General features: G+C 45.2%; 21 protein-coding genes. 14 read left to right on the top strand and 7 right to left on the bottom strand.

Annotated elements, in window-relative coordinates; translation table 11 throughout:
* Positions 1–183 precede the first annotated feature (183 nt).
* The 4 genes from rpoD to ABDB98_RS11940 all read left to right on the top strand — a co-directional run bounded on the left by rpoD (position 184) and on the right by ABDB98_RS11940 (position 3,960).
* A complete protein-coding gene (gene rpoD, locus ABDB98_RS11955) occupies positions 184–1,305 on the top strand; it encodes an RNA polymerase sigma factor RpoD (protein ID WP_016938926.1) in 1,122 nt (373 codons plus the stop codon).
* Between the two features lie 348 nt (positions 1,306–1,653).
* Positions 1,654–2,016, top strand: coding sequence for a cytochrome c550 (gene cccA, locus ABDB98_RS11950; RefSeq protein WP_016938927.1), 363 nt, complete (start codon positions 1,654–1,656; stop codon positions 2,014–2,016).
* A gap of 182 nt (positions 2,017–2,198) precedes the next feature.
* A complete protein-coding gene (locus ABDB98_RS11945) occupies positions 2,199–2,846 on the top strand; it encodes a tRNA (adenine(22)-N(1))-methyltransferase (protein ID WP_438420244.1) in 648 nt (215 codons plus the stop codon).
* Positions 2,839–3,960, top strand: a complete 1,122-nt coding sequence (locus tag ABDB98_RS11940) for a Nif3-like dinuclear metal center hexameric protein (RefSeq protein WP_438420243.1) — start codon at positions 2,839–2,841, stop codon at positions 3,958–3,960. The genes ABDB98_RS11945 and ABDB98_RS11940 overlap by 8 nt, the downstream gene beginning before the upstream one ends.
* Positions 3,961–3,980: 20 nt before the next feature.
* Here the strand turns inward: ABDB98_RS11940 and ABDB98_RS11935 are convergent, their stop codons facing one another.
* A complete protein-coding gene (locus ABDB98_RS11935; RefSeq protein WP_060964738.1) occupies positions 3,981–4,925 on the bottom strand; it encodes a 4-hydroxy-3-methylbut-2-enyl diphosphate reductase in 945 nt (314 codons plus the stop codon).
* A gap of 122 nt (positions 4,926–5,047) precedes the next feature.
* Positions 5,048–5,755: a VrrA/YqfQ family protein gene (vrrA, locus tag ABDB98_RS11930; protein ID WP_049627032.1), complete on the bottom strand. Its 708-nt coding sequence runs from the start codon at positions 5,753–5,755 to the stop codon at positions 5,048–5,050.
* Between the two features lie 165 nt (positions 5,756–5,920).
* On the opposite strand from vrrA, the gene ABDB98_RS11925 reads away from it, so the two are divergent.
* Together ABDB98_RS11925 and ABDB98_RS11920 are read left to right on the top strand one after the other, a co-directional pair.
* On the top strand, positions 5,921–7,237 hold the full coding sequence (locus tag ABDB98_RS11925; protein WP_438420242.1) for a DEAD/DEAH box helicase: 1,317 nt from the start codon (positions 5,921–5,923) through the stop codon (positions 7,235–7,237).
* Between the two features lie 12 nt (positions 7,238–7,249).
* Entirely contained in the window at positions 7,250–8,143 is an 894-nt protein-coding gene (locus tag ABDB98_RS11920) for a deoxyribonuclease IV (RefSeq protein WP_016938933.1), read from the top strand.
* Between the two features lie 30 nt (positions 8,144–8,173).
* Here ABDB98_RS11920 and ABDB98_RS11915 read toward each other — a convergent pair whose 3' ends face one another.
* Positions 8,174–8,428, bottom strand: a complete 255-nt coding sequence (locus ABDB98_RS11915; RefSeq protein WP_047475611.1) for a DUF2624 domain-containing protein — start codon at positions 8,426–8,428, stop codon at positions 8,174–8,176.
* Between the two features lie 118 nt (positions 8,429–8,546).
* On the opposite strand from ABDB98_RS11915, the gene ABDB98_RS11910 reads away from it, so the two are divergent.
* Both ABDB98_RS11910 and ABDB98_RS11905 read left to right on the top strand, forming a co-directional pair.
* Positions 8,547–9,428, top strand: a complete 882-nt coding sequence (locus ABDB98_RS11910; protein ID WP_016938935.1) for a YitT family protein — start codon at positions 8,547–8,549, stop codon at positions 9,426–9,428.
* Between the two features lie 123 nt (positions 9,429–9,551).
* Complete coding sequence (locus ABDB98_RS11905; RefSeq protein WP_438420241.1) at positions 9,552–9,962, top strand: Fur family transcriptional regulator; 411 nt, start codon at positions 9,552–9,554, stop codon at positions 9,960–9,962.
* Between the two features lie 29 nt (positions 9,963–9,991).
* Here ABDB98_RS11905 and ABDB98_RS11900 read toward each other — a convergent pair whose 3' ends face one another.
* Positions 9,992–10,573, bottom strand: a complete 582-nt coding sequence (locus ABDB98_RS11900) for a 5' nucleotidase, NT5C type (protein ID WP_060964742.1) — start codon at positions 10,571–10,573, stop codon at positions 9,992–9,994.
* A gap of 133 nt (positions 10,574–10,706) precedes the next feature.
* Here ABDB98_RS11900 and ABDB98_RS11895 point away from each other — a divergent pair, with 133 nt between their 5' ends.
* Positions 10,707–11,084, top strand: coding sequence for a DUF308 domain-containing protein (locus ABDB98_RS11895; RefSeq protein ID WP_101605443.1), 378 nt, complete (start codon positions 10,707–10,709; stop codon positions 11,082–11,084).
* 30 nt (positions 11,085–11,114) lie between these two features.
* Here the strand turns inward: ABDB98_RS11895 and ispG are convergent, their stop codons facing one another.
* The 3 genes from ispG to ABDB98_RS11880 form a co-directional block, all read right to left on the bottom strand.
* Positions 11,115–12,233, bottom strand: a complete 1,119-nt coding sequence (gene ispG, locus ABDB98_RS11890) for a flavodoxin-dependent (E)-4-hydroxy-3-methylbut-2-enyl-diphosphate synthase (RefSeq protein ID WP_198698973.1) — start codon at positions 12,231–12,233, stop codon at positions 11,115–11,117.
* A gap of 132 nt (positions 12,234–12,365) precedes the next feature.
* A complete protein-coding gene (locus tag ABDB98_RS11885) occupies positions 12,366–12,668 on the bottom strand; it encodes a LysM peptidoglycan-binding domain-containing protein (protein WP_438420240.1) in 303 nt (100 codons plus the stop codon).
* 93 nt (positions 12,669–12,761) lie between these two features.
* Positions 12,762–13,526: a DUF1189 domain-containing protein gene (locus tag ABDB98_RS11880; protein WP_438420239.1), complete on the bottom strand. Its 765-nt coding sequence runs from the start codon at positions 13,524–13,526 to the stop codon at positions 12,762–12,764.
* A 157-nt stretch (positions 13,527–13,683) separates the two neighbouring features.
* Between ABDB98_RS11880 and ABDB98_RS11875 the strand changes: the two genes are divergently transcribed.
* The 5 genes from ABDB98_RS11875 to ABDB98_RS11855 all read left to right on the top strand — a co-directional run bounded on the left by ABDB98_RS11875 (position 13,684) and on the right by ABDB98_RS11855 (position 19,654).
* Positions 13,684–14,166, top strand: coding sequence for a DUF456 domain-containing protein (locus tag ABDB98_RS11875; protein WP_060964746.1), 483 nt, complete (start codon positions 13,684–13,686; stop codon positions 14,164–14,166).
* A 165-nt stretch (positions 14,167–14,331) separates the two neighbouring features.
* Positions 14,332–14,937 (top strand): superoxide dismutase SodA, encoded by a 606-nt coding sequence (sodA, locus tag ABDB98_RS11870; protein ID WP_060964747.1) that lies wholly within the window; start codon positions 14,332–14,334, stop codon positions 14,935–14,937.
* A gap of 119 nt (positions 14,938–15,056) precedes the next feature.
* Positions 15,057–16,346, top strand: coding sequence for an MFS transporter (locus ABDB98_RS11865; RefSeq protein WP_438420238.1), 1,290 nt, complete (start codon positions 15,057–15,059; stop codon positions 16,344–16,346).
* Positions 16,347–16,447: 101 nt separating this feature from the next.
* Positions 16,448–18,595, top strand: coding sequence for a penicillin-binding protein 2A (gene pbpA / locus ABDB98_RS11860; protein ID WP_060964749.1), 2,148 nt, complete (start codon positions 16,448–16,450; stop codon positions 18,593–18,595).
* Positions 18,596–18,751: 156 nt separating this feature from the next.
* Positions 18,752–19,654 (top strand): phosphate ABC transporter substrate-binding protein, encoded by a 903-nt coding sequence (locus ABDB98_RS11855; RefSeq protein WP_016938944.1) that lies wholly within the window; start codon positions 18,752–18,754, stop codon positions 19,652–19,654.
* Positions 19,655–19,699 lie beyond the last annotated feature (45 nt).

The following is a 19,699-nucleotide window of genomic DNA, read 5'->3' as shown; positions in this document are numbered from 1 at the left end:
AGAGGCTTGCGTTCTCTTGGCAATGATTCCTTGCGGAGGAGCAAATAGATCGCTTGACCTCATCATGAATTGTCACTTATTATCCGCAGCCCTGCATGCTGAAAAAGAGAGAAGGCTCCCGGGACGGATAAGAAACATACCGCTTTTAGAATTCGTTGCAAGCTTTGGAAGGAGGGATCCATAATGGCTGATAAACAAACCCACGAGACAGAAACAGAACTTACACTGGATCAGGTAAAAGACCAGCTTACTGAAACCGGAAAAAAACGTGGCGTTTTAACATATGAAGAAATTGCTGAACGCATGTCCAGCTTTGAAATTGAATCAGACCAAATGGATGAGTATTATGAATTTTTAGGAGAACAAGGTGTTGAATTAATTAGTGAAAATGAAGAAACGGAAGATCCTAATATTCAACAGCTTGCCAAAGCCGAAGAAGAATTTGACCTTAATGACCTCAGCGTACCGCCTGGCGTAAAGATCAATGATCCAGTCCGCATGTACCTTAAGGAAATCGGACGGGTAAATCTTCTTTCTGCTAAAGAAGAAATCACCTATGCTCAAAAAATTGAAGAAGGTGACGAAGAATCTAAACGCAGATTGGCTGAAGCAAACCTTCGTTTAGTTGTCAGCATTGCTAAACGGTATGTCGGCCGCGGCATGCTTTTCTTAGACTTGATTCAAGAAGGAAACATGGGTCTCATGAAAGCCGTCGAAAAGTTTGACTACCGTAAAGGATATAAATTCAGTACGTATGCGACTTGGTGGATCAGACAGGCGATTACACGCGCCATCGCTGACCAAGCGAGAACGATCCGTATCCCGGTTCACATGGTGGAAACGATCAACAAATTAATCCGTGTGCAGCGTCAGCTTCTTCAGGATCTGGGCAGAGAGCCGTCACCGGAAGAGATTGCTGAAGACATGGATCTTACGCCTGAAAAAGTTCGTGAAATATTAAAAATTGCCCAAGAGCCTGTTTCTTTAGAAACGCCGATCGGTGAAGAAGACGATTCACATCTCGGTGATTTCATTGAAGACCAGGAAGCGACGTCTCCGTCAGATCATGCGGCATATGAGCTTTTGAAAGAACAGCTGGAAGATGTGCTGGATACGTTGACGGATCGTGAAGAAAACGTGCTGCGTCTCCGTTTCGGTCTGGATGACGGACGCACAAGAACGCTTGAAGAAGTCGGCAAAGTGTTTGGAGTAACGAGAGAGCGTATTCGCCAAATTGAAGCAAAAGCGCTTCGTAAATTGAGACATCCGAGCAGAAGCAAACGTCTGAAGGATTTTCTCGAATAGAATGGAACGGGTCTGTTGATCCGTTCTTTTTTACGTATAAGATATATGGATAATATACCTTTATTTTACTGGATAAGCATGTGTTTTGCAAATGGGTTCGGAAAAAATGCGGCATGTCCTGAATAGAGGGAAAGCGAGATAAGTTAATTTATATTCCTTATTGTAAGCGTATACAATTCATTATACAATAGAATAAAGACAATTTTGGGTAAACAAAACAGTTATTTTTGTTTATGTATAAATTGTGAAATCAAAGAAATTGCTTAATGAGACCATTTACATTTTGTAAAAATAAGTTAGAATTAGAAGTGTTTACATAGGGGGAGAATGAAAAAGGGGGATGGAGATATGAAGTGGAATCCGCTGATTCCTTTTTTGCTCATCGCAGTTCTGGGAATAGGGCTGACTTTCTTTCTGTCAGTAAAAGGGAATGGAGATGCGCATCAGATCGCAAGCGGCGGTGAAAGCAAAAATGCCGAAAAGGAAACTGCAAACGCTTCACCTGAAGAGATTTATAAAGCGAACTGCATCACCTGTCACGGGGAAAACTATGAAGGTGTCTCAGGGCCGAGCTTAAAAGGCGTCGGCAAAAGAAAAGATGTCGCTGCGATTAAAACGAGAATTGAAAAAGGCGGCAACGGGATGCCAGCCGGCCTTGTCCCGGCCGAAAAGCTGGATGACATGGCAAAATGGGTTTCTGAGATTAAATAAAGCTTTACCTGTCCCTATATAAAAGACATATGAAAAACTCTATCCGCCGCTTGGATTCCGGGCGGTTTTTTTATATGATAGTAAAGGAAAAAGAACCTGAGAAAAGTTGTGATATTGTGAATGAAATGAAGTTATCTAAAAGATTGCAGTCTGTAGCGGAATATATCCCTCCAGGTGCCCTGGTGGCTGATATCGGGTCAGACCATGCGTATCTTCCCTGCTATGCCGTTTTGAATCATCTGGCAAGCCGCGCAATCGCCGGTGAAATTACAGACGGGCCGTTTCTATCCGCCAAACAGCAGGTGGAAAAACTGGACTTAAGCGCTCTTATCTCCGTAAGGAAAGGTGACGGGCTGAGCGTCCTTGAAAAGGGAGAAGCGGACGCCATCACAATCGCGGGCATGGGCGGAGCGCTGATCGCTCATATTTTGGAGTCCGGAAAAACAAAACTGACGGGGCGTGAACGGCTGATTCTGCAGCCGAATATTCATGCCGTTCATATAAGAGAGTGGCTTTATCAGGAAGGCTATGAACTGATTGATGAAGTCATTCTCGAAGAAGACGGTAAGTGTTATGAAATACTCGTCGCGGAAACCGGCGACCGTGATGCGCCGTACCGGGACACCACGATGGCTGCCGGAATGCTTGCCGGTCCGTTTTTGTTAAAAGAAAAGAGTGAAGTGTTTCTTCGGAAATGGACCCAGGAACTTAAGCATACTGAACATATTTATGAACAGATCAGCCGCAGCGCAAAGAATGAAAACCATGAAAAATTAGCTGAACTGAAAGAGCGGATCTTACTGCTGAAGGAGGTAATCGGACATGCCTAAACATGTGAACGGACAGGAAATCATCCAGCTGTTTGAACAATTTTCACCGAAGGCTTTTGCGGTGGAAGGAGACAAAATCGGTCTGCAGATCGGCACATTGAATAAGCCGGTGAAAAATGTCATGGTCACGCTGGATGTTCTGGAACAGACGGTGGATGAAGCCATTGAAAAAAAGGTTGACTTAATTATTGCTCACCATCCGCCGATTTTTCGGCCGCTTAAACAGATCACCACTGATCAGCCTGGCGGAAGATTGATTGAGAAATGTATAAAGCATGATATTGCCGTATATGCGGCTCATACGAATCTCGATGTGGCGGACGGCGGTGTTAACGATCTGCTTGCGGAAGCTCTCGGCCTGACAGACACAGAAGTGCTCGTTCCGACATATTCGGACCCGCTGAAAAAGCTTGCCGTGTATGTGCCGAAAGACTATGAAGAAGCTGTAAGAACCGCACTCGGCAATGCCGGAGCGGGACATATCGGCAATTACAGCCATTGTGCATTCTCTTCTGAGGGAATCGGCAGCTTTAAACCGCTGGACGGGGCAGACCCATTTATCGGACAGACAGGAGAGCTGGAACTCGTCCATGAAGTGAGACTTGAGACCGTTTTTCCGGCAAGTATGGAGAAAAACATCGTAAAAGCGCTGAAAAAAAGCCATCCGTATGAAGAGGTGGCGTATGATATTTATCCGGTGGAGCAGTCCCCGCTTGAAAAAGGACTCGGCCGCATCGGAAAACTTCAGCAAGACATGACGCTTGAAGAGTTTGCGCTGTTTGTGAAAGAGAAATTTGACGTCAACGGAGTCCGGATGGTCGGAGAGCGAAACAGCAAGGTGAAAAAAGTCGCAGTGCTTGGCGGTGACGGAAATAAATATATTTACCAGGCTAAGCGGAAGGGTGCAGATGTTTACGTGACGGGCGACCTTTATTTCCATGTAGCGCATGACGCGATGATGATGGGGTTAAACGTCGTAGACCCGGGGCATTATGCTGAAAAGATCATGAGAAAAGGCACTGCTGAGAAGCTTACGGCAATGGCCGGGGAGAAAAATTACGACGTGCGTATTTTCGCTTCCGAAACAGACACAAATCCATTTACCTTCCTATAAAAAAACTGAGGCCCGGGGCCTCAGTTTTTTATTTTTACTTTCGGAAGGATTTTTTTGAGCGGCACATTGTGCTCAAGCTGCCATGTCGATTCATCGTTATGGTCAAACTGCTCTAAAAACCGGATGACTTCCTTTGTAATCGGTGTCGGTGTTGAAGCGCCCGCGGTAACGGCGACGGTATTGACGTCTTTGAGCCATTCGAGCTTCAATTCACTGATGTCTCCGATGCGGTAGGCTTTTGTTCCGGCGATTTCTTCTGACACTTGAGCCAGCCTGTTGGAGTTATTGCTTTTCGGATCGCCGACAACAATGGTTAAGTCCGCTTTCTTTGCCTGCTCTGAGACAGCTTCTTGACGAACCTGTGTAGCCAGGCAGATTTCCTGATGATATTCCACGTGCGGGTACTTTTCTTGGACTGATTCCATAATATCATGGACGTCCCACTGGGACATGGTCGTTTGGTTTGTAACGATTAATTTCTCAGCCTGAATATCGAGGTTTCTCACGTCTTCCTCTGTTTCAACGAGATGAACGATTTCAGGGGCGACGCCGACGGCTCCTTCTGGCTCGGGGTGGCCTTTTTTGCCGATATAAATGACGTGGTAGCCTTCTGCTTTTACTTTTCGGATTAAGTCATGTGTTTTCGTGACGTCCGGGCATGTGGCGTCAATCGCAACAAGCCCTTTTTCCTCAGCGGCTTTTCTTACTTCCGGAGATACTCCGTGTGCGGTGAAAATAACGGTTCCTTTTTCCACCTGCTTTAAAATCTCCAGACGGTTAGTGCCGTCAAGCGTGTAAATTCCGTCTTCTTCAAACGCATCTGTGACATGCTTATTATGAACGATCATTCCGAGTATATATATAGGTCTTGGCAAACTTTTATCGAGTGCCGCGTTTTTGGCTATGACCATGGCATCAACAACGCCGTAACAATAGCCGCGCGGCGAGATTTTGATAACGTCCAATGTAGATGTCCTCCTATCAAAAGTGAGTGTAGAGGCAATATAAAAAGCCGTAGTTAAACGGCTCAAATCTTGCATTCTTCTGATCTCATTATAGCTAATCTTTCGTGAGATATCAAAGAATGTTAAATATATAATTTCGGCTTTGATCTGCCCGATGTTCTTTTTGGACGCGGCTGTTCCGCTGATGTTGCTTCAGTTTCGTCTTTTTCTTGTGAAGCGGATGCTTTTTCAGACGTCTTCTTTGATGTTTTAGATGAGGCGTCTGATTTGTTTTCACCTTCAGTTTCGTCCGTTTTTTCATCTTCATCCTTTTTGTCCTGTTCGGCTGTTTCTTTTGTCTCGCCGGATTCGCTATCTTCATTCTCATCATCGCTGCTGCTTAATTGACTGTAAAGCTTCATCATGGCGGGCAGATTCCGCACTAAAGGGCCGTACTGCTGGATCATCGGCGTAACCTGCTGCGCCACGCCGAGCACCTTCTGAACATTGCCGAGCATGCTCGACAGGGATGCCGGACTTGCCAGACTCTGAATTCCCTGCAATCCCTGCAGGCCTGCGCCTGCTCCTCCGCTGGCCGCTGCCGGTGCGGACCCGGCAGCGCTTCCCCCTGATCCGGGTAAAAAACGGGAAAGCATTCCTTTTAAGCCTCCTCCGCCTGTGCCTGCGTTTCTCAAACCTGCTCCGGCCATCTGCTGCTGAGGGAAAAACTGCCGGCCCTGCTGCATCATCTGCCGGCCCGGCAATGACGGTCTGCCTCTCATCATCATCCGCGGGTTCATCAACGGCCGGCCCTGCTGCGCCATATTTCTCATCGGCTGCTGTGGAAACATACTTGTACCTCCTTTCTGTCTCTCTGCTATTACAATATGCATCGGAGGGGGCATTTGCTTTTCTGTCCGGAAAACAGGATTCCCCCAAGACATGGTGTTTTTAAGTAAAATCGGTTATAATGTGATGATGGACACAGAATGTGCCGCTTTAAGGAGCTGGGAAAAATGAAAGAAACTAAATTTGATGGATACAACTTAAAACCGTTTATTATAGATGCAGTTCACCGCCTTGGTTTTTATGAACCGACAGATATTCAAAAGCGGCTGATACCCGCTGTATTGAAAAACGAAAGCGTGATCGGGCAGTCCCAGACGGGGACGGGAAAAACCCACGCCTATTTATTGCCTATTCTGAATCGGATTGATCCGGATTCTGATACGGTGCAGGCGGTTATCACGGCGCCGACGAGAGAGCTTGCCAATCAGATTTATCAGGAAGCGCTCAAAATCACACAGGGTGCCGAAGACGGGCCGATCCGGACAAAATGCTTTATCGGCGGAACGGACAAGCAAAAATCAATTGATAAGCTGAAAACACAGCCTCATCTCGTCGTCGGAACGCCGGGCCGGATTGCGGATCTGATTAAAGCGCAGGCATTGAACGTCTATAAAGCGCAGTCTCTCGTCATTGACGAAGCTGATCTGATGCTTGATATGGGCTTTTTAGAAGACGTTGATTACATCGGATCCCGTATGCCGGAACAACTGCAGATGCTTGTTTTCTCAGCTACGATTCCGGAAAAGCTGAAGCCGTTTTTGAAAAAGTATATGGAAAATCCGAAATACGCTCATGTTGAGCCGAAAAGGATCACAGCCGAAAAGATCGAACATGTTTTGGTTCCTTCTAAACAGCGTGATAAAGACAAACTGCTTTTTGATATGATGTCGAACCTGAATCCTTATCTGGGCATCGTGTTTGCCAATACGAAAAATACGGCTGACCATATTGCAAAATACCTGACCGAAAAAGGCATGAGAATCGGCCTTCTGCACGGGGGATTAACGCCGCGTGAACGTAAAAAGGTAATGAAGCAGATTAATGATCTGGAATTCACTTATGTCATTGCGACAGACCTTGCGGCAAGAGGAATTGACATTAAAGGCGTAAGCCATGTCATCAACTACGAGCTTCCGGACGATCTGGATTTTTATGTTCACCGCGTCGGAAGAACCGCACGCGCCGGTTCATCAGGCCAAGCACTGACTATATACGAGCTTTCTGACGAAGATGCGCTCGCAAGACTCGAAAAGATGGGCATTGTGTTTGACTATGCGGAGCTTGTAAACGGGGAATGGAAGAAAGGCGATGACCGCCACCGCCGTAAAAATCGCAAAAAGACGGCAAATGAGGCTGACCAAATGGCGAAACGCCTTGTGAAAAAGCCGAAAAAAGTAAAGCCGGGCTATAAAAAGAAAATGAGCTACGAAATGGAGAAAATTAGAAAGAAGCAGAGGAGAAACCAATCTAACAGAGGAAAGTAGGGGGGAATCGGGTTGCTGAAAATAGGCTCACACGTATCAATGAGCGGAAAACATATGCTCCTTGCCGCAAGCAAGGAAGCCGTTTCATACGGGGCGAACACATTTATGATCTATACGGGCGCTCCCCAAAATACGCGCCGCAAAAAAATTGAAGACTTGAATATTGAAGCGGGCCGCGCCCATATGAAGGAAAACGGCATCGGTGACATTGTCGTGCATGCGCCGTACATCATTAACATCGGAAATACGACAAACCCGGCAACGTTTGAGCTGGGCGTTGATTTTCTGCGTTCTGAAATTGAAAGGACGGCAGCGATCGGAGCGAAACAGATCGTGCTTCATCCAGGAGCGCATGTCGGAGCCGGTGCTGAAACGGGCATCAAAAAGATCATTGAAGGATTAAACGAAGTGATTGATCCGGGCCAAAGCGTCCAGATTGCGCTGGAGACAATGGCGGGCAAAGGGTCAGAATGCGGAAGAAGTTTTGAAGAGCTTGCCGAGATCATTGCGGGCGTCACACATAATGAACATCTTTCCGTCTGCTTTGACACTTGTCACACCCATGATGCAGGATATGATGTTGCCAATGATTTTGACGGCGTTCTTAATGAGTTTGATAAAATCGTCGGCATCGACCGGATAAAAGTCCTTCATGTGAATGACAGCAAAAATATCAGGGGAGCCCGTAAAGACCGTCATGAAAACATCGGGTTCGGAGAGATCGGTTTTGACGCTCTGCAGTACATTGTTCATCATGAGCAGCTTGCCGATATTCCGAAAATCCTCGAAACACCGTATGTAGGCGAAGACAAGAAAAATAAGAAGCCGCCGTACCGTTTTGAAATCGAAATGCTGAAAGAAAAGCAGTTTGACAAGGAGCTTCTTGAAAAAATATCAGCTCAATAAAAAGGAGGGGGGGGAATTGCCCCTCCTTTTTTACCCTGAAAATTGATTGAAAAGTTCGTCAACTTTCCGAGCCGTCTCTTTTGAGGTAATCGTTTCCACTTTTTTCAGCAGGCGAAGCCGCTCCTGTTCATCAAAAATATTGATGTTTTTTCCGTGCATCAGAGCCGCTACCTCAGCCGCTTGACTTCTCGTAATGCTGATTCCGTATTGCTTTGAATATTTCAGCAGGTCGTCCGCAGTGGCTTGATTGAGCCGCTGCAAAATGATTCTTTGTATTAAAATCATCGATACTTTCACCTCTTTAGACATAATGTATTGAGCAAATTATTAAAATGTTACAGCTTTTAATGGTAAAATGAAGTTGCTTACTGTTTAAAATAGTTATTACAGGAAAGGAGATTTTATGACCCCAAATAAACAGCACAAAAAAGAATCATTTTTACACTTTATCTTCAGGGTCATCATGATTCTGATCGGGGCGGGTTCAGCCGCCGTAAGTATTGAATTGTTTCTGGTCCCTAATAATTTTATCGACGGAGGCATTATCGGTGTTTCATTAATTTTAGACCACCTCTTTATGTCCAATCCCCTCCTCAATTTCGCCTTATTCGTTGTGTTACTCAACATTCCATTTATGATTTTCGGATATAAATATATCGGAAAAACATTTCTCATCTCTACGGTTATCGGAATCGTCGGTTTAGCGCTGATTGAATCCTCCTTGCACCATGTGGAGGCCTTTACGACCCAGCCTATTTTGGCGACGGTATTCGGCGGGCTTTTGCTCGGTTTCGGGGTAGGCCTTGTCATCCGAAACGGAGGCTCGATGGACGGTACTGAAATACTCGGTATCCTTCTCACAAAAAAGCTGCCCTTTTCAGTCGGAGAATTCGTTATGCTCATCAATGTGTTTATTTTTATATGGGCCGGTTTTGTGTTCGGTCCGGAGCAGGCGATGTATTCTTTCATGACTTATTATATTGCCATGAAAACGATTGACGCCGTCATTCAGGGGCTCGATGAAACAAAAGCGGTCATTATTGTGGCAGACCAGTATGCGGAAATTTCAGACGCGATCTTGCACCGGCTTGGAAGGGGAACCACCAAGCTTCAGGGAAAAGGCGGATATACGGATGAAACCAAAGAAGTCATTTACGCGGTCGTGACAAGGCTTGAAGTGACAAAGTTGAAATCCATTGTGTTTGAAATTGATAAAAACGCATTTATTACGATCATGAATACCCATGAAACGAGGGGCGGTAAGTTCAAAACCGCGATTCACTAGGCTTTCGTTTACTTTTCGTCATTTTATAGGTATAATTTTATACAGCATAAGAAAATGGCCTGCTGTTCATTCAGCTGCCATTTTCTTTTTGGAGCGATACCGTGTTGTAAAGGGGAGGTCCTCATGAACGTACAAGAAGCGTTGAACCTGCTGAAAGAAAAAGGGTATAAATATACGAGTAAGCGAGAAGACATGCTGCAGCTTTTTGCTGATTCTGATAAATATCTGACGGCCAAAAACGTGCTTGCCGCATTAAACGACGACTATCCGGGTTTGAGCTTTGATACCATATACCGAAATCTTTCGTTATATGAAGAACTCGGTATTTTAGAAACGACGGAGCTGTCCGGGGAAAAACTGTTCCGATTTACATGCTCTTATACCCATCACCATCACCATTTTATCTGTTTAACCTGCGGGAAAACGAAGGAAATTGAGTCCTGTCCGATGGATAAGCTTTACGATGATTTGGAAGGGTATGAAATCACCGGTCATAAATTTGAAATTTACGGCACCTGTCCGGCGTGCCGATAAAAAACCTCCTGTATAAGCAGGAGGTTTTTTCAGCTTCTGACATGCTGAAGGCTGTGTTTGTTTTTATTGATCCAGGCGACGGCTTCAAGCCAATTCTGCACCCTGATAATATTGGAATCGGTGGGGAGCTGGTTATAAGGGGAATCAAAAAGGATAACCGGAATGCCTGCTTCTTTTGCGATCATTGTCGCGTTGCCGTGGTGATCTTCGAAAAACAGGTCAATGCCGTGTTTTTTGACGGCCTCCACTTTGTGATGACTCCCGACAAGCTCAATGTGATCGTAATGAACGTCCCGGTTTGCAAACCAGTCCAGCGTGACATCTTCTAAGTGGCTGCGTCTTGCCGTAATGTAGATGAGGCGATGCTCTTCTTTCAGTCCGTCCAGCGCCTGCTTCGCAAATTCCGCGAGCTTTGCTTCTTTATATATGGCTGCTTCATGAACATTCATCCATTCCCAAAACTCCTCAGCTGTAATGTTCAAAAGCTTGGTCAGATCATAATCAGTCATATCATCCAAGGTAATGGAAAGATGAAATGAGCGGTTTAAATAAGGGACAAATGTATCCTGTGCCGTAACCGTGCCGTCAATATCTATACCTAACCGTAACATGTCCACACTCCTATATTTTCATCCCTTCAAGTGTAACATAAACAATTGACAATACCAGCAAAGTTTAGCAAACATGATTCCGTAAAAAACGCGGAAACTAAAAAAGCTCCTTTCATAAAAGAAAAAGGGGGAATTGAAGGTGGCATACGATTACGAAAATCGAAAAGACAACGACTACTATGTGGATCATGGATCGGAAGGAACGGATATCACGCGTGATGTTTATTCAGAAGAGACAGCGGCCGAAATTTCAGAGCCATATCGTGCTTCTGACCGAGCAGCAGACCGCGATGATAACCGGGACGGAGTAAGCGAAGGCCGGGGTATAGGGTATGCAGCATTGGCTATTTCTATCATCTCCCTGTTCGTACTCCCAGTTTTATTAGGGGCATGCGGCATTATCGTCGGCTATATCGCCAGAAGAAGAGGAGCGGGCGCTCTAGGCGGCTGGGCGATGGGAATCGGTATTGTTTCCCTTGTGCTGGGCATCTTCATTACACCGTTTTTCTAACACGCAAAAAAAAGCTTGGCGGATTATCCGTCAAGCTTTTTGTGTGTCTTGTTCTGCTTTTGCTTTTTCTGCTTCAAGCTTTGCGTAGTGTTCTTCTGCCAGTTTGTCGATTTCTTTTTTCAGCTCTTCGACCATTGTTTCTTCAGGGACTTTGCGGACGATTTGGCCTTTGCGGAAAAGAAGTCCTTCGCCGCGGGCGCCGGCAATACCGATATCGGCTTCTCTTGCTTCGCCCGGTCCGTTAACGGCGCACCCGAGAACGGCTACTTTAATCGGCGCTTTGACTTTAGAAATGTATTCTTCGACTTCATTTGCGATGCTGATGAGATCAATTTCGATCCGTCCGCATGTCGGGCATGAAATAAGCGTAGCCGCATTTGAAGCGAGACCGAATGATTTCAGCAGCTCTCTGGCTACTTTTACTTCTTCAACAGGGTCGGCGCTCAGGGAGATCCGGAGTGTGTTTCCGATTCCTTTGCTTAATATCGCTCCGAGTCCGGCCGCGCTTTTTACCGTTCCTGCAAACAGCGTGCCTGATTCTGTAATCCCAAGGTGGAGCGGATAATCAAATGCTTTTGACGCTTTTTCATATGCTTCTATGGCGAGATTGACGTCAGACGCTTTCATGCTGACGATAATATCGTGAAAATCAAGGTCTTCCAGGATTTTTATATGATGAAGCGCACTCTCAACCATGCCGTCAGCAGTCGGATAGCCGTACTTTTCAAGAATTCGTTTTTCCAATGATCCTGCGTTTACACCGATCCGGATCGGAATTCCTTTTTCTTTAGCCGCTTTTACGACCGCTTCCACTTTTTCACGGCGGCCGATATTACCGGGGTTGATTCTGATTTTGTCGGCGCCGCCCTCAATTGCTTTTAATGCGAGCTTGTAATCAAAATGAATATCGACAACGAGAGGGATGGAAATTCGTTTTTTGATGTCGGCAATTGCGTTCGCCGCGCGTTCGTCAGGGCATGCCACCCGGACAATTTGGCAGCCGGCTTCAGCTAAACGGTTGATTTCCGCCACTGTTGCTTCTACGTCGTGTGTTTTGGTCGTCGTCATACTTTGGATGACGACTTCGTTATTTCCGCCTATTGTTAAAGGTCCCACTTTGACGGGACGCGTTTTTGTACGATGTGTGATTTCACTCACTTGTCAATCGCTCCTTAATTGTAGTTACCGCTTCTGCAGGCTGAGCCTTTTACATGTCAGGCAACTTCTATTTACATATTATATTGTAACAGTGTATTTGCCGAACTGACAAGAAATTAACGTTTAATTACGGTAGACGGGGAATTTATAAGCGGTGCCCGCCTGAATGGCGTTTGCTTTCACATTCGGATTCAGCGCTTCAAAATCTTGTACAATATCATCCGGCGCTTTATGTTCGCCGACGATCGACATCACCGTTTCACCTTTTTTGACCGTAACCGTTCTGTATGATGTTTCCTGATTTGCAGGCTGAGCCGCCGCAGCGTATGCAGGAAGGCCTTGAGAAGGGATCGTGCCGATTTTAAGATCGTAAAGGATAATAAATATCACAAATAAACTGCCGAATACAAAAGTAAGCCGCTTCATTCCAACCGCCTCCCGCATACATGTTTACTTCATTGTATGCTTGTCCCATTTTGTTCATGACAAAAAAAAGAAGACCGCGGGGGGCGGTCTTTGTTACACAGCAGTCTTTCTTGGCGGTATCTCTTTTAAGACGAGGAAAAGGATGATAAAGTTTACAAACCAATTCACTAAAAATTCGCTCGGCACCGTAATGACAAGCGCACGCATAATCGTAAAGAATATGGTGGAGAGCGTAATGGAATAAGCCGAAAGCTTCCAGAGCTGCTGATAATTCAATGTCTTTCTTTGAGCATTTTTTATAATCAGGCCGATGACGGCGAGAAATGAGACTTCAATGAATTTGCCGGCCGCCGTCATAATGAACAGCAAAACGGAAAGGACGGCGACGATCATCGTTTTATTTTGGTTTAAAGCTGATATGATTTCACTTTTAGTGATATCAGCAGGCATTAATGAATAATTCATTTCTGTCGCTTGTCCGTCTACTGCAAGCACCATTTTATTCTTCAAAATGCCGATTGCGTTTTGTTTCGCCGCTATTTGTTTAGCGCCGTACGCATCAGTGGGATCAAACACGATGACAAACCCGTTCGCTTCCGTTTCCTTAGAGGCGGAAGCTTTCGTCTGCAATTCACCGTTTGAAATTTTGAAATCAGGGAAATCTTTTTCTAACACGGTTTTGAAACCGTTCATTGAGTTTACGGTGCCTGAGCAAAGGTAATAAGCGCTCGGCAGCGTAAAAAGGACAGACAGCAAAAATACATAAAGGATCGCTTTTCCTATCCCCTGAAACCGTGTTTTTGCAATATCTGCCGGAGAGTATGTACTTTTCAATAAAGCCGTAAATATGTTCAACATCTTCACTTCCTAGCCTAAACTGGTATATGTTGCTTATTGTATCGTTCACCGGAGATGAACACAAGTGAGAGTATTTAAAGCGGCGGTAAGGAATCATACATATTAAGAAAAAGCGGAAGCGGTAATGCTCCGTAAAACAAAGGAGGTTGTTTAGGTTATGAGTGTTTTGTATTGGCTGATTATTATTGCGGTCTTCGTCATTGCTTTCATCGGTCTTGTGTATCCGGTGATCCCAAGCGTTATATTTATCGTGGCCGGTTTTCTCCTCTACGGATTTCTGTTTTCCTTCAGTCCGTATTCTTACCTCTTCTGGCTCATCGAGGCGGTATTTGCGGCCGTTTTATTCGCAGCTGACTATGTGTCAAACTTACTTGGCATCAAAAGGTACGGAGGGAGCAGGGCGGCGATCTGGGGAAGCACGATCGGATTATTGATCGGGCCCTTTGTTATTCCCGTGGCAGGCATTATATTAGGTCCGTTTATCGGTGCTGTCTGCGCTGAGGTATTTGTTCATCAAAAGGATATCAAGTCTGCGGCAAAAGTGGGACTGGGGTCGTTAATCGGCTTTTTAACAAGCGTCGCGGCCAAAGGAGTCATTCAGCTCTTTATGATTGGATACTTCTTATGGACGGTGCTTTAGAAGGTTTAATTTAGGCCGTGAACGGATAAAGTGTAATATGTCTGCTGGAATCGCCGGATTGTGAGCTTTTTCATTGATTACCATGCTTTCTTTTGTTACATTGAGATTAGAAAAGTTCGCTTAAAGCGGCATTTCAGTACATATATTTAAAGGAGGAAAAAAATTATGGCTTACAAACTTCCAGAACTGCCTTACGCTTATGATGCTTTAGAACCGCATATCGATAAGGAAACGATGACGATTCACCACACGAAGCACCATAACACATACGTTACAAACCTGAACAAAGCGATCGAAGGATCAGCTCTTGCAGAGAAATCTGTAGAAGAGCTTGTCGCTGATTTAAACGCAGTGCCGGAGGATATCCGCACAGCTGTCCGCAACAATGGCGGCGGACATGCAAACCACTCTTTATTCTGGACTCTTTTATCTCCAAACGGCGGAGGCGAACCGACTGGTGAGCTTGCTGAAGAGATCAAAAGCACGTTCGGAAGCTTCGATCAATTTAAAGAAAAATTCGCTGCAGCGGCTGCCGGCCGTTTCGGTTCCGGCTGGGCTTGGCTTGTTGTAAACAACGGCAAACTTGAAATTACAAGCACGCCAAACCAAGATTCACCGCTTTCAGAAGGTAAAACGCCTGTCCTCGGTCTTGATGTTTGGGAGCATGCTTACTACCTGAACTACCAAAACCGCCGTCCTGATTACATTTCAGCTTTCTGGAATGTTGTAAATTGGGATGAAGTTGCCCGCCTTTACAGCGAAGCAAAATAAATAGTTCTGATCAAACAAGGTCTCCCGAGGGAGGCCTTGTTTTTTTATTGACTTTGATTCCTTTTTACATATCTCAGTTTGAGTGAGACAGACTAATGTGTAGTAAAGGGGAGTCAATGATGAGCAAAATAAAAAAAATTATCGGCGACATCGAAGTAAATAAAGGTCTGCTGCTGTTATTGACGATTGGCGGCCTTTACTCATTAGGCATCGCGCTGTCAAATACATTTGTCAATGTGTACTTATGGAAACAGTCAGGAAAATTCATTGATTTGGCCATATACAATTTATCGGTCGTGACGATGCAGCCGATTACCTTTCTTCTGGCGGGCCGGCTGGCTAAAAAAATTGACAGGGTGTTTATTCTCAGGTTCGGTGTTATCTTTTTGGCGGCTTTTTATTTAAGTGTGCTCCTTGCCGGGGACAATGCGGCTTCCCGCCTCATTTTGATCGGTGCCGTGCTCGGAGTGGGATACGGTTTTTACTGGCTGGCCTTTAATGTGCTGACTTTCGAAATTACGGAACCTGAAACGAGAGATTTTTTCAACGGCTTTTTAGGCATTTTATCTTCGTCGGCAGGGATGATCGGCCCGATTGTGGCCGGGTTTGTCATCTCAAGACTTCAAAACAATACGGGTTATACAGTCATTTTCAGCCTGTCGCTCGGCTTATTTGCCCTTGCCGTGGTCATGAGCTTTTTTCTCAAGCGGAGAGAGTCGAAAGGCCGGTTTATGCTGAAAAAAGTTTATGATGAGCGTCACACGAATCTGAATTGGCGCCGGATTACAAACGCGCACTTTTTTCAAGGCTTGAGAGAAGGGATTTTTGTTTTTTTAATCAGCGTATTTGTGTTCATTGCGACAAACAGTGAGCTGGCGCTCGGGACATTCGGTCTCGTCAATTCCGCTGTTTCTTTTTTTGCTTACTATTTTGCATCAAGGCTCATCAAAAAAAGATCGCGTAAAAAGGCGATTCTTATCGGCGGATTGATTGTGTACGGCGCCCTGTTTCTTATTATTTTTCATATGAGCTTTACGACGCTTCTTATATACGGAGTGTTTATTGCGATCGGCTATCCTGTTCTGCTCGTGCCGTATGTCTCGCTTACATATGATGTAATAGGCCGGGCGCGGCTTGCCAGAAAGGCCAGAATTGAGTACATCGTGCTCAGGGAATTGTTTTTAAATGCAGGCCGGATCGTTTCCATCCTGTGCTTCCTTTTGATCGTTACCTTGCTGAAGGAAAAAGTGGGAATACCGGCGGCGCTCGTGCTGCTCGGAGCCGGCCATCCGCTGATTTATTACTTTATTAAAGACGTTAAACTGGATACGGAAACTTCTGATGAAACAGTGGAAGAGGACCGACAAAAACAGGCGGGTGAACCGAATTTTATAAAAGGAGAAAGATAAAAGGGTTATCTGTAGAAAATTATCGAAAAAACCTTTAGAATGAAAAATGGCACCTGAACAAAAGGTGTCATTTCTTTCTGTAAATAAGAAAAGGTGATGTCATGAGGAGAAATAAAAAGAAAATAGCAGTAAGCAAAGAAAAGAAAAAATCATTGCCGATCCGGCTTAATTTTTTGTTTTTGGCCGCGTTTCTTATTTTCACGTGGATTATCGTCGAGCTTGGCATCAAGCAGATCGTTCAGGGTGATGACTATAAAAACGCCGCCAATAAGCAAGAAGAATCTGATGTCAGCACGGCGGTTCCAAGAGGGAAAATATACGACCGGAACCTTAATCCCATCGTAACGAATAAAGCATTAAATGCGATTACATATACACGTTCAGCCTCAACCACCCAGGCACAGCGTTTAAAAATCGCAAAAAAACTGTCGGGTATGATTAAGGTAAGCACCAAAAAGGTGACTGAACGGGATAAAAAAGACTATTGGATGTTAACGAGGCCTGATGAAGCGAAAAAACTGATTACGGCCAAAGAAAAGCAAAAAGCTGAAGACAAAAAATTGTCTGATGATGATTTATACCAGCTCCAGCTGAAACGCATTACGGACAAACAGCTGAATGAACTCACTTCAAAAGATATGCAGATCCTCGCGATCAAAAGGCAGATGGATTCAGGCTACTCACTGACGCCTCAATACATCAAAAATGAAGGAGTGTCGGCAAAAGAAATGGCCGTCGTCAGCGAACATTTAGATGAGCTGCCGGGGGTTGACGTGACGTCTGACTGGGAACGGTCTTATCCTTACAAAAGTCTGATCCGGACATTGCTCGGCAGTGTATCCAGCTCGAACGAAGGTCTTCCGTCCAACCTGCTGGATCACTATCTGTCACTCGGATACAGCCGGAATGACAGGGTCGGAAAAAGCTATTTAGAATATCAATATGAAAGCCTGCTGCAGGGACAAAAAGAGAAAGTGCAGAACTTAACCGACTCATCTGGAAATGTCACGGGCAGCAAAGTGATTTCTAAAGGACAGGCCGGCAAAGACCTTGTGTTATCCATTGATATGGACCTGCAGAAGTCCGTTGAAAAAATCATTGAGAAAAATTTAAGATCGGCCAAAGCGAGACCGAGCACGAAGCTTCTTGATCGGGCCTTTGTCGTCATGATGAACCCGAAAAACGGCGAAGTGCTGACGATGGCCGGCAAACAGATTACGAATGACCATGGAAAGTACAAAATTAATGATTACGCCCTTGGCGCAATGACGTCCTCCTATGCAATGGGATCGGCGGTCAAAGGAGCAACGGTATTGACGGGACTCCAGACGGGCGCGATTAATTTGAACACCGTTTTTCAGGATGAGCCTTTGTATTTCAAAGGTAGTAAAAACCCGAAAAAATCATGGACGAATTTAGGTCCTGTTGATATCCAAAAAGCGCTTCAGGAATCATCAAACGTGTTCATGTTTAAAACGGCGATCGCCGTCGGTAAAGGGGAATATAAAAAAGGCCAGTCTCTGCCGCTTGATATGAAGGCATTTGATACATTCAGATACTACTTCAGTCAGTTCGGTCTAGGAGTGAAGACGGGAATTGATCTCCCGAATGAAGCGACCGGGTATCAAGGGACACAGCGGATTTCCGGTCTTCTGTTAGACTTTGCCATCGGACAGTATGATACGTTCACACCGCTGCAAATGGCACAGTATGTATCAACAATCGCCAATGGAGGCTATCGTTTAAAACCTCAGCTTGTAAAAGAGGTCAGACAGCCTGATTCAAAAAGAGGAATCGGAGCAGTTGTAGAGTCTGTTCAGCCTCAAGTACTGAACAAGATTGATATGAATAATGCGGACATTAAAGAAGTGCAGGCAGGTTTCAGACGTGTCATGACAAAAGGGACAGCCGCAACTGATTTTGCGACGGCGAAATACAGTCCTGCCGGTAAAACGGGTACGGCGCAATCTTTCTATGACGGTCCGGACAAATCAGAGACGGGTGAAGGAACGTATAATACGACTCTTGTCGCTTATGCACCTGCTGATAATCCGGAAGTGGCTATTTCTGTAGTCGTTCCTTGGGCCTATATTGATTACAGCGATCGATATTCGATTACGAATGATATAGGAAGAGCAGCTCTGGACAAATACTTCGAGCTGAAAAAGAAACAAGAAGATAATAATACGAAGCAGAAAAACGAAGATAAAATTCAGGAAGACGCTGCTAACGGCAATACAAATAACTGATAGATGAAACGCTCACAGTCTGTGGGCGTTTTTTTTATACAAAAAAACATCCGGATTTACAAAACCTTAACATTCGATTTATACGCATTTTACACGAACCCTTTACTCTATACGTGTAGGACAAATTACACATTAAACGCAGGGGGAATTCAGGAAATGAAAAAAAACAAATGGATGCTTATGCTTCTGATGGCTGCTGTTATGATCGTCGCTGCAGCATGCGGAAATGCAAAGGAAAGCGGCAAGACGGACGGCCAATCTGCAAGTGAGGATAAAAAAGCATCAGGTTCTTTAACCATTTCTGGTTCATCAGCCATGCAGCCGCTAGTACTGGCAGCGGCGGAAAAGTTTATGGAAAAACATCCGGATGCTGATGTGCAGGTGCAAGCGGGAGGTTCAGGAACAGGTCTTTCGCAAGTGTCTGAAGGCGCAGTGCAAATCGGCAACTCAGACGTCTTTGCTGAAGAAAAAGAAGGCATTGATGCGAAAGCCCTGAATGATCACCGTGTAGCGGTAGTTGCGATGGCGGCTGCGGTCAACCCGGGTGCGGGCGTAAAGGATATAACCAAAAAACAGCTGGCAGACGTCTTTACAGGCAAAATTAAAAACTGGAAAGAGCTTGGCGGCAAAGATCAAAAGATTACACTCGTCAACCGTCCTGATTCATCAGGCACACGCGCTACGTTCGTCAAATACGCGCTTGACGGAGCGGAGCCGGCAGAGGGCATCACAGAGGATTCCTCCAATACAGTCAAAAAAATCATTGCGGAAACACCGGGAGCAATCGGTTATCTGGCTTTCTCTTATATAAACGATGACAAAGTAACGCCTTTATCAATCGGCGGCATCAAACCTGAAGAGAAAAATGTCGTCACAGGCGAATATCCGATTTGGGCTTACGAGCACTCTTATACGAAAGGCGAAGCATCTGGCCTGACCAAAACATTTCTTGACTATTTGAACAGCGATGAAGTACAGAAAAGTATCGTGAAAGATCAGGGCTACATTCCGATCTCTGATATGAAAGTCACACGTGACGCAAAAGGCAAGCAAAGCTGAGGGGAGGGCGGGCTCCCCGTCCTTCTTCTTTATAGGAGTGTAAAC

Origin of the sequence: Bacillus siamensis, assembly GCF_051628075.1 — a bacterium.
GTDB classification, from domain to species: Bacteria; Bacillota; Bacilli; order Bacillales; family Bacillaceae; genus Bacillus; species Bacillus siamensis.
This window is presented reverse-complemented; position numbering and strand designations above follow the sequence as displayed.

Coding starts and splice junctions, on each gene's coding strand:
- rpoD (WP_016938926.1), top strand. CDS start 184: ATGGCTGATAAACAAACCCACGAGACAGAAACAGAACTTACACTGGAT.
- cccA (WP_016938927.1), top strand. CDS start 1,654: ATGAAGTGGAATCCGCTGATTCCTTTTTTGCTCATCGCAGTTCTGGGA.
- ABDB98_RS11940 (WP_438420243.1), top strand. CDS start 2,839: ATGCCTAAACATGTGAACGGACAGGAAATCATCCAGCTGTTTGAACAA.
- vrrA (WP_049627032.1), bottom strand. CDS start 5,755: ATGTTTCCACAGCAGCCGATGAGAAATATGGCGCAGCAGGGCCGGCCG.
- ABDB98_RS11925 (WP_438420242.1), top strand. CDS start 5,921: ATGAAAGAAACTAAATTTGATGGATACAACTTAAAACCGTTTATTATA.
- ABDB98_RS11915 (WP_047475611.1), bottom strand. CDS start 8,428: ATGATTTTAATACAAAGAATCATTTTGCAGCGGCTCAATCAAGCCACT.
- ABDB98_RS11910 (WP_016938935.1), top strand. CDS start 8,547: ATGACCCCAAATAAACAGCACAAAAAAGAATCATTTTTACACTTTATC.
- ABDB98_RS11905 (WP_438420241.1), top strand. CDS start 9,552: ATGAACGTACAAGAAGCGTTGAACCTGCTGAAAGAAAAAGGGTATAAA.
- ABDB98_RS11900 (WP_060964742.1), bottom strand. CDS start 10,573: ATGTTACGGTTAGGTATAGATATTGACGGCACGGTTACGGCACAGGAT.
- ABDB98_RS11885 (WP_438420240.1), bottom strand. CDS start 12,668: ATGAAGCGGCTTACTTTTGTATTCGGCAGTTTATTTGTGATATTTATT.
- ABDB98_RS11880 (WP_438420239.1), bottom strand. CDS start 13,526: ATGTTGAACATATTTACGGCTTTATTGAAAAGTACATACTCTCCGGCA.
- ABDB98_RS11875 (WP_060964746.1), top strand. CDS start 13,684: ATGAGTGTTTTGTATTGGCTGATTATTATTGCGGTCTTCGTCATTGCT.
- sodA (WP_060964747.1), top strand. CDS start 14,332: ATGGCTTACAAACTTCCAGAACTGCCTTACGCTTATGATGCTTTAGAA.
- ABDB98_RS11865 (WP_438420238.1), top strand. CDS start 15,057: ATGAGCAAAATAAAAAAAATTATCGGCGACATCGAAGTAAATAAAGGT.
- pbpA (WP_060964749.1), top strand. CDS start 16,448: ATGAGGAGAAATAAAAAGAAAATAGCAGTAAGCAAAGAAAAGAAAAAA.
- ABDB98_RS11855 (WP_016938944.1), top strand. CDS start 18,752: ATGAAAAAAAACAAATGGATGCTTATGCTTCTGATGGCTGCTGTTATG.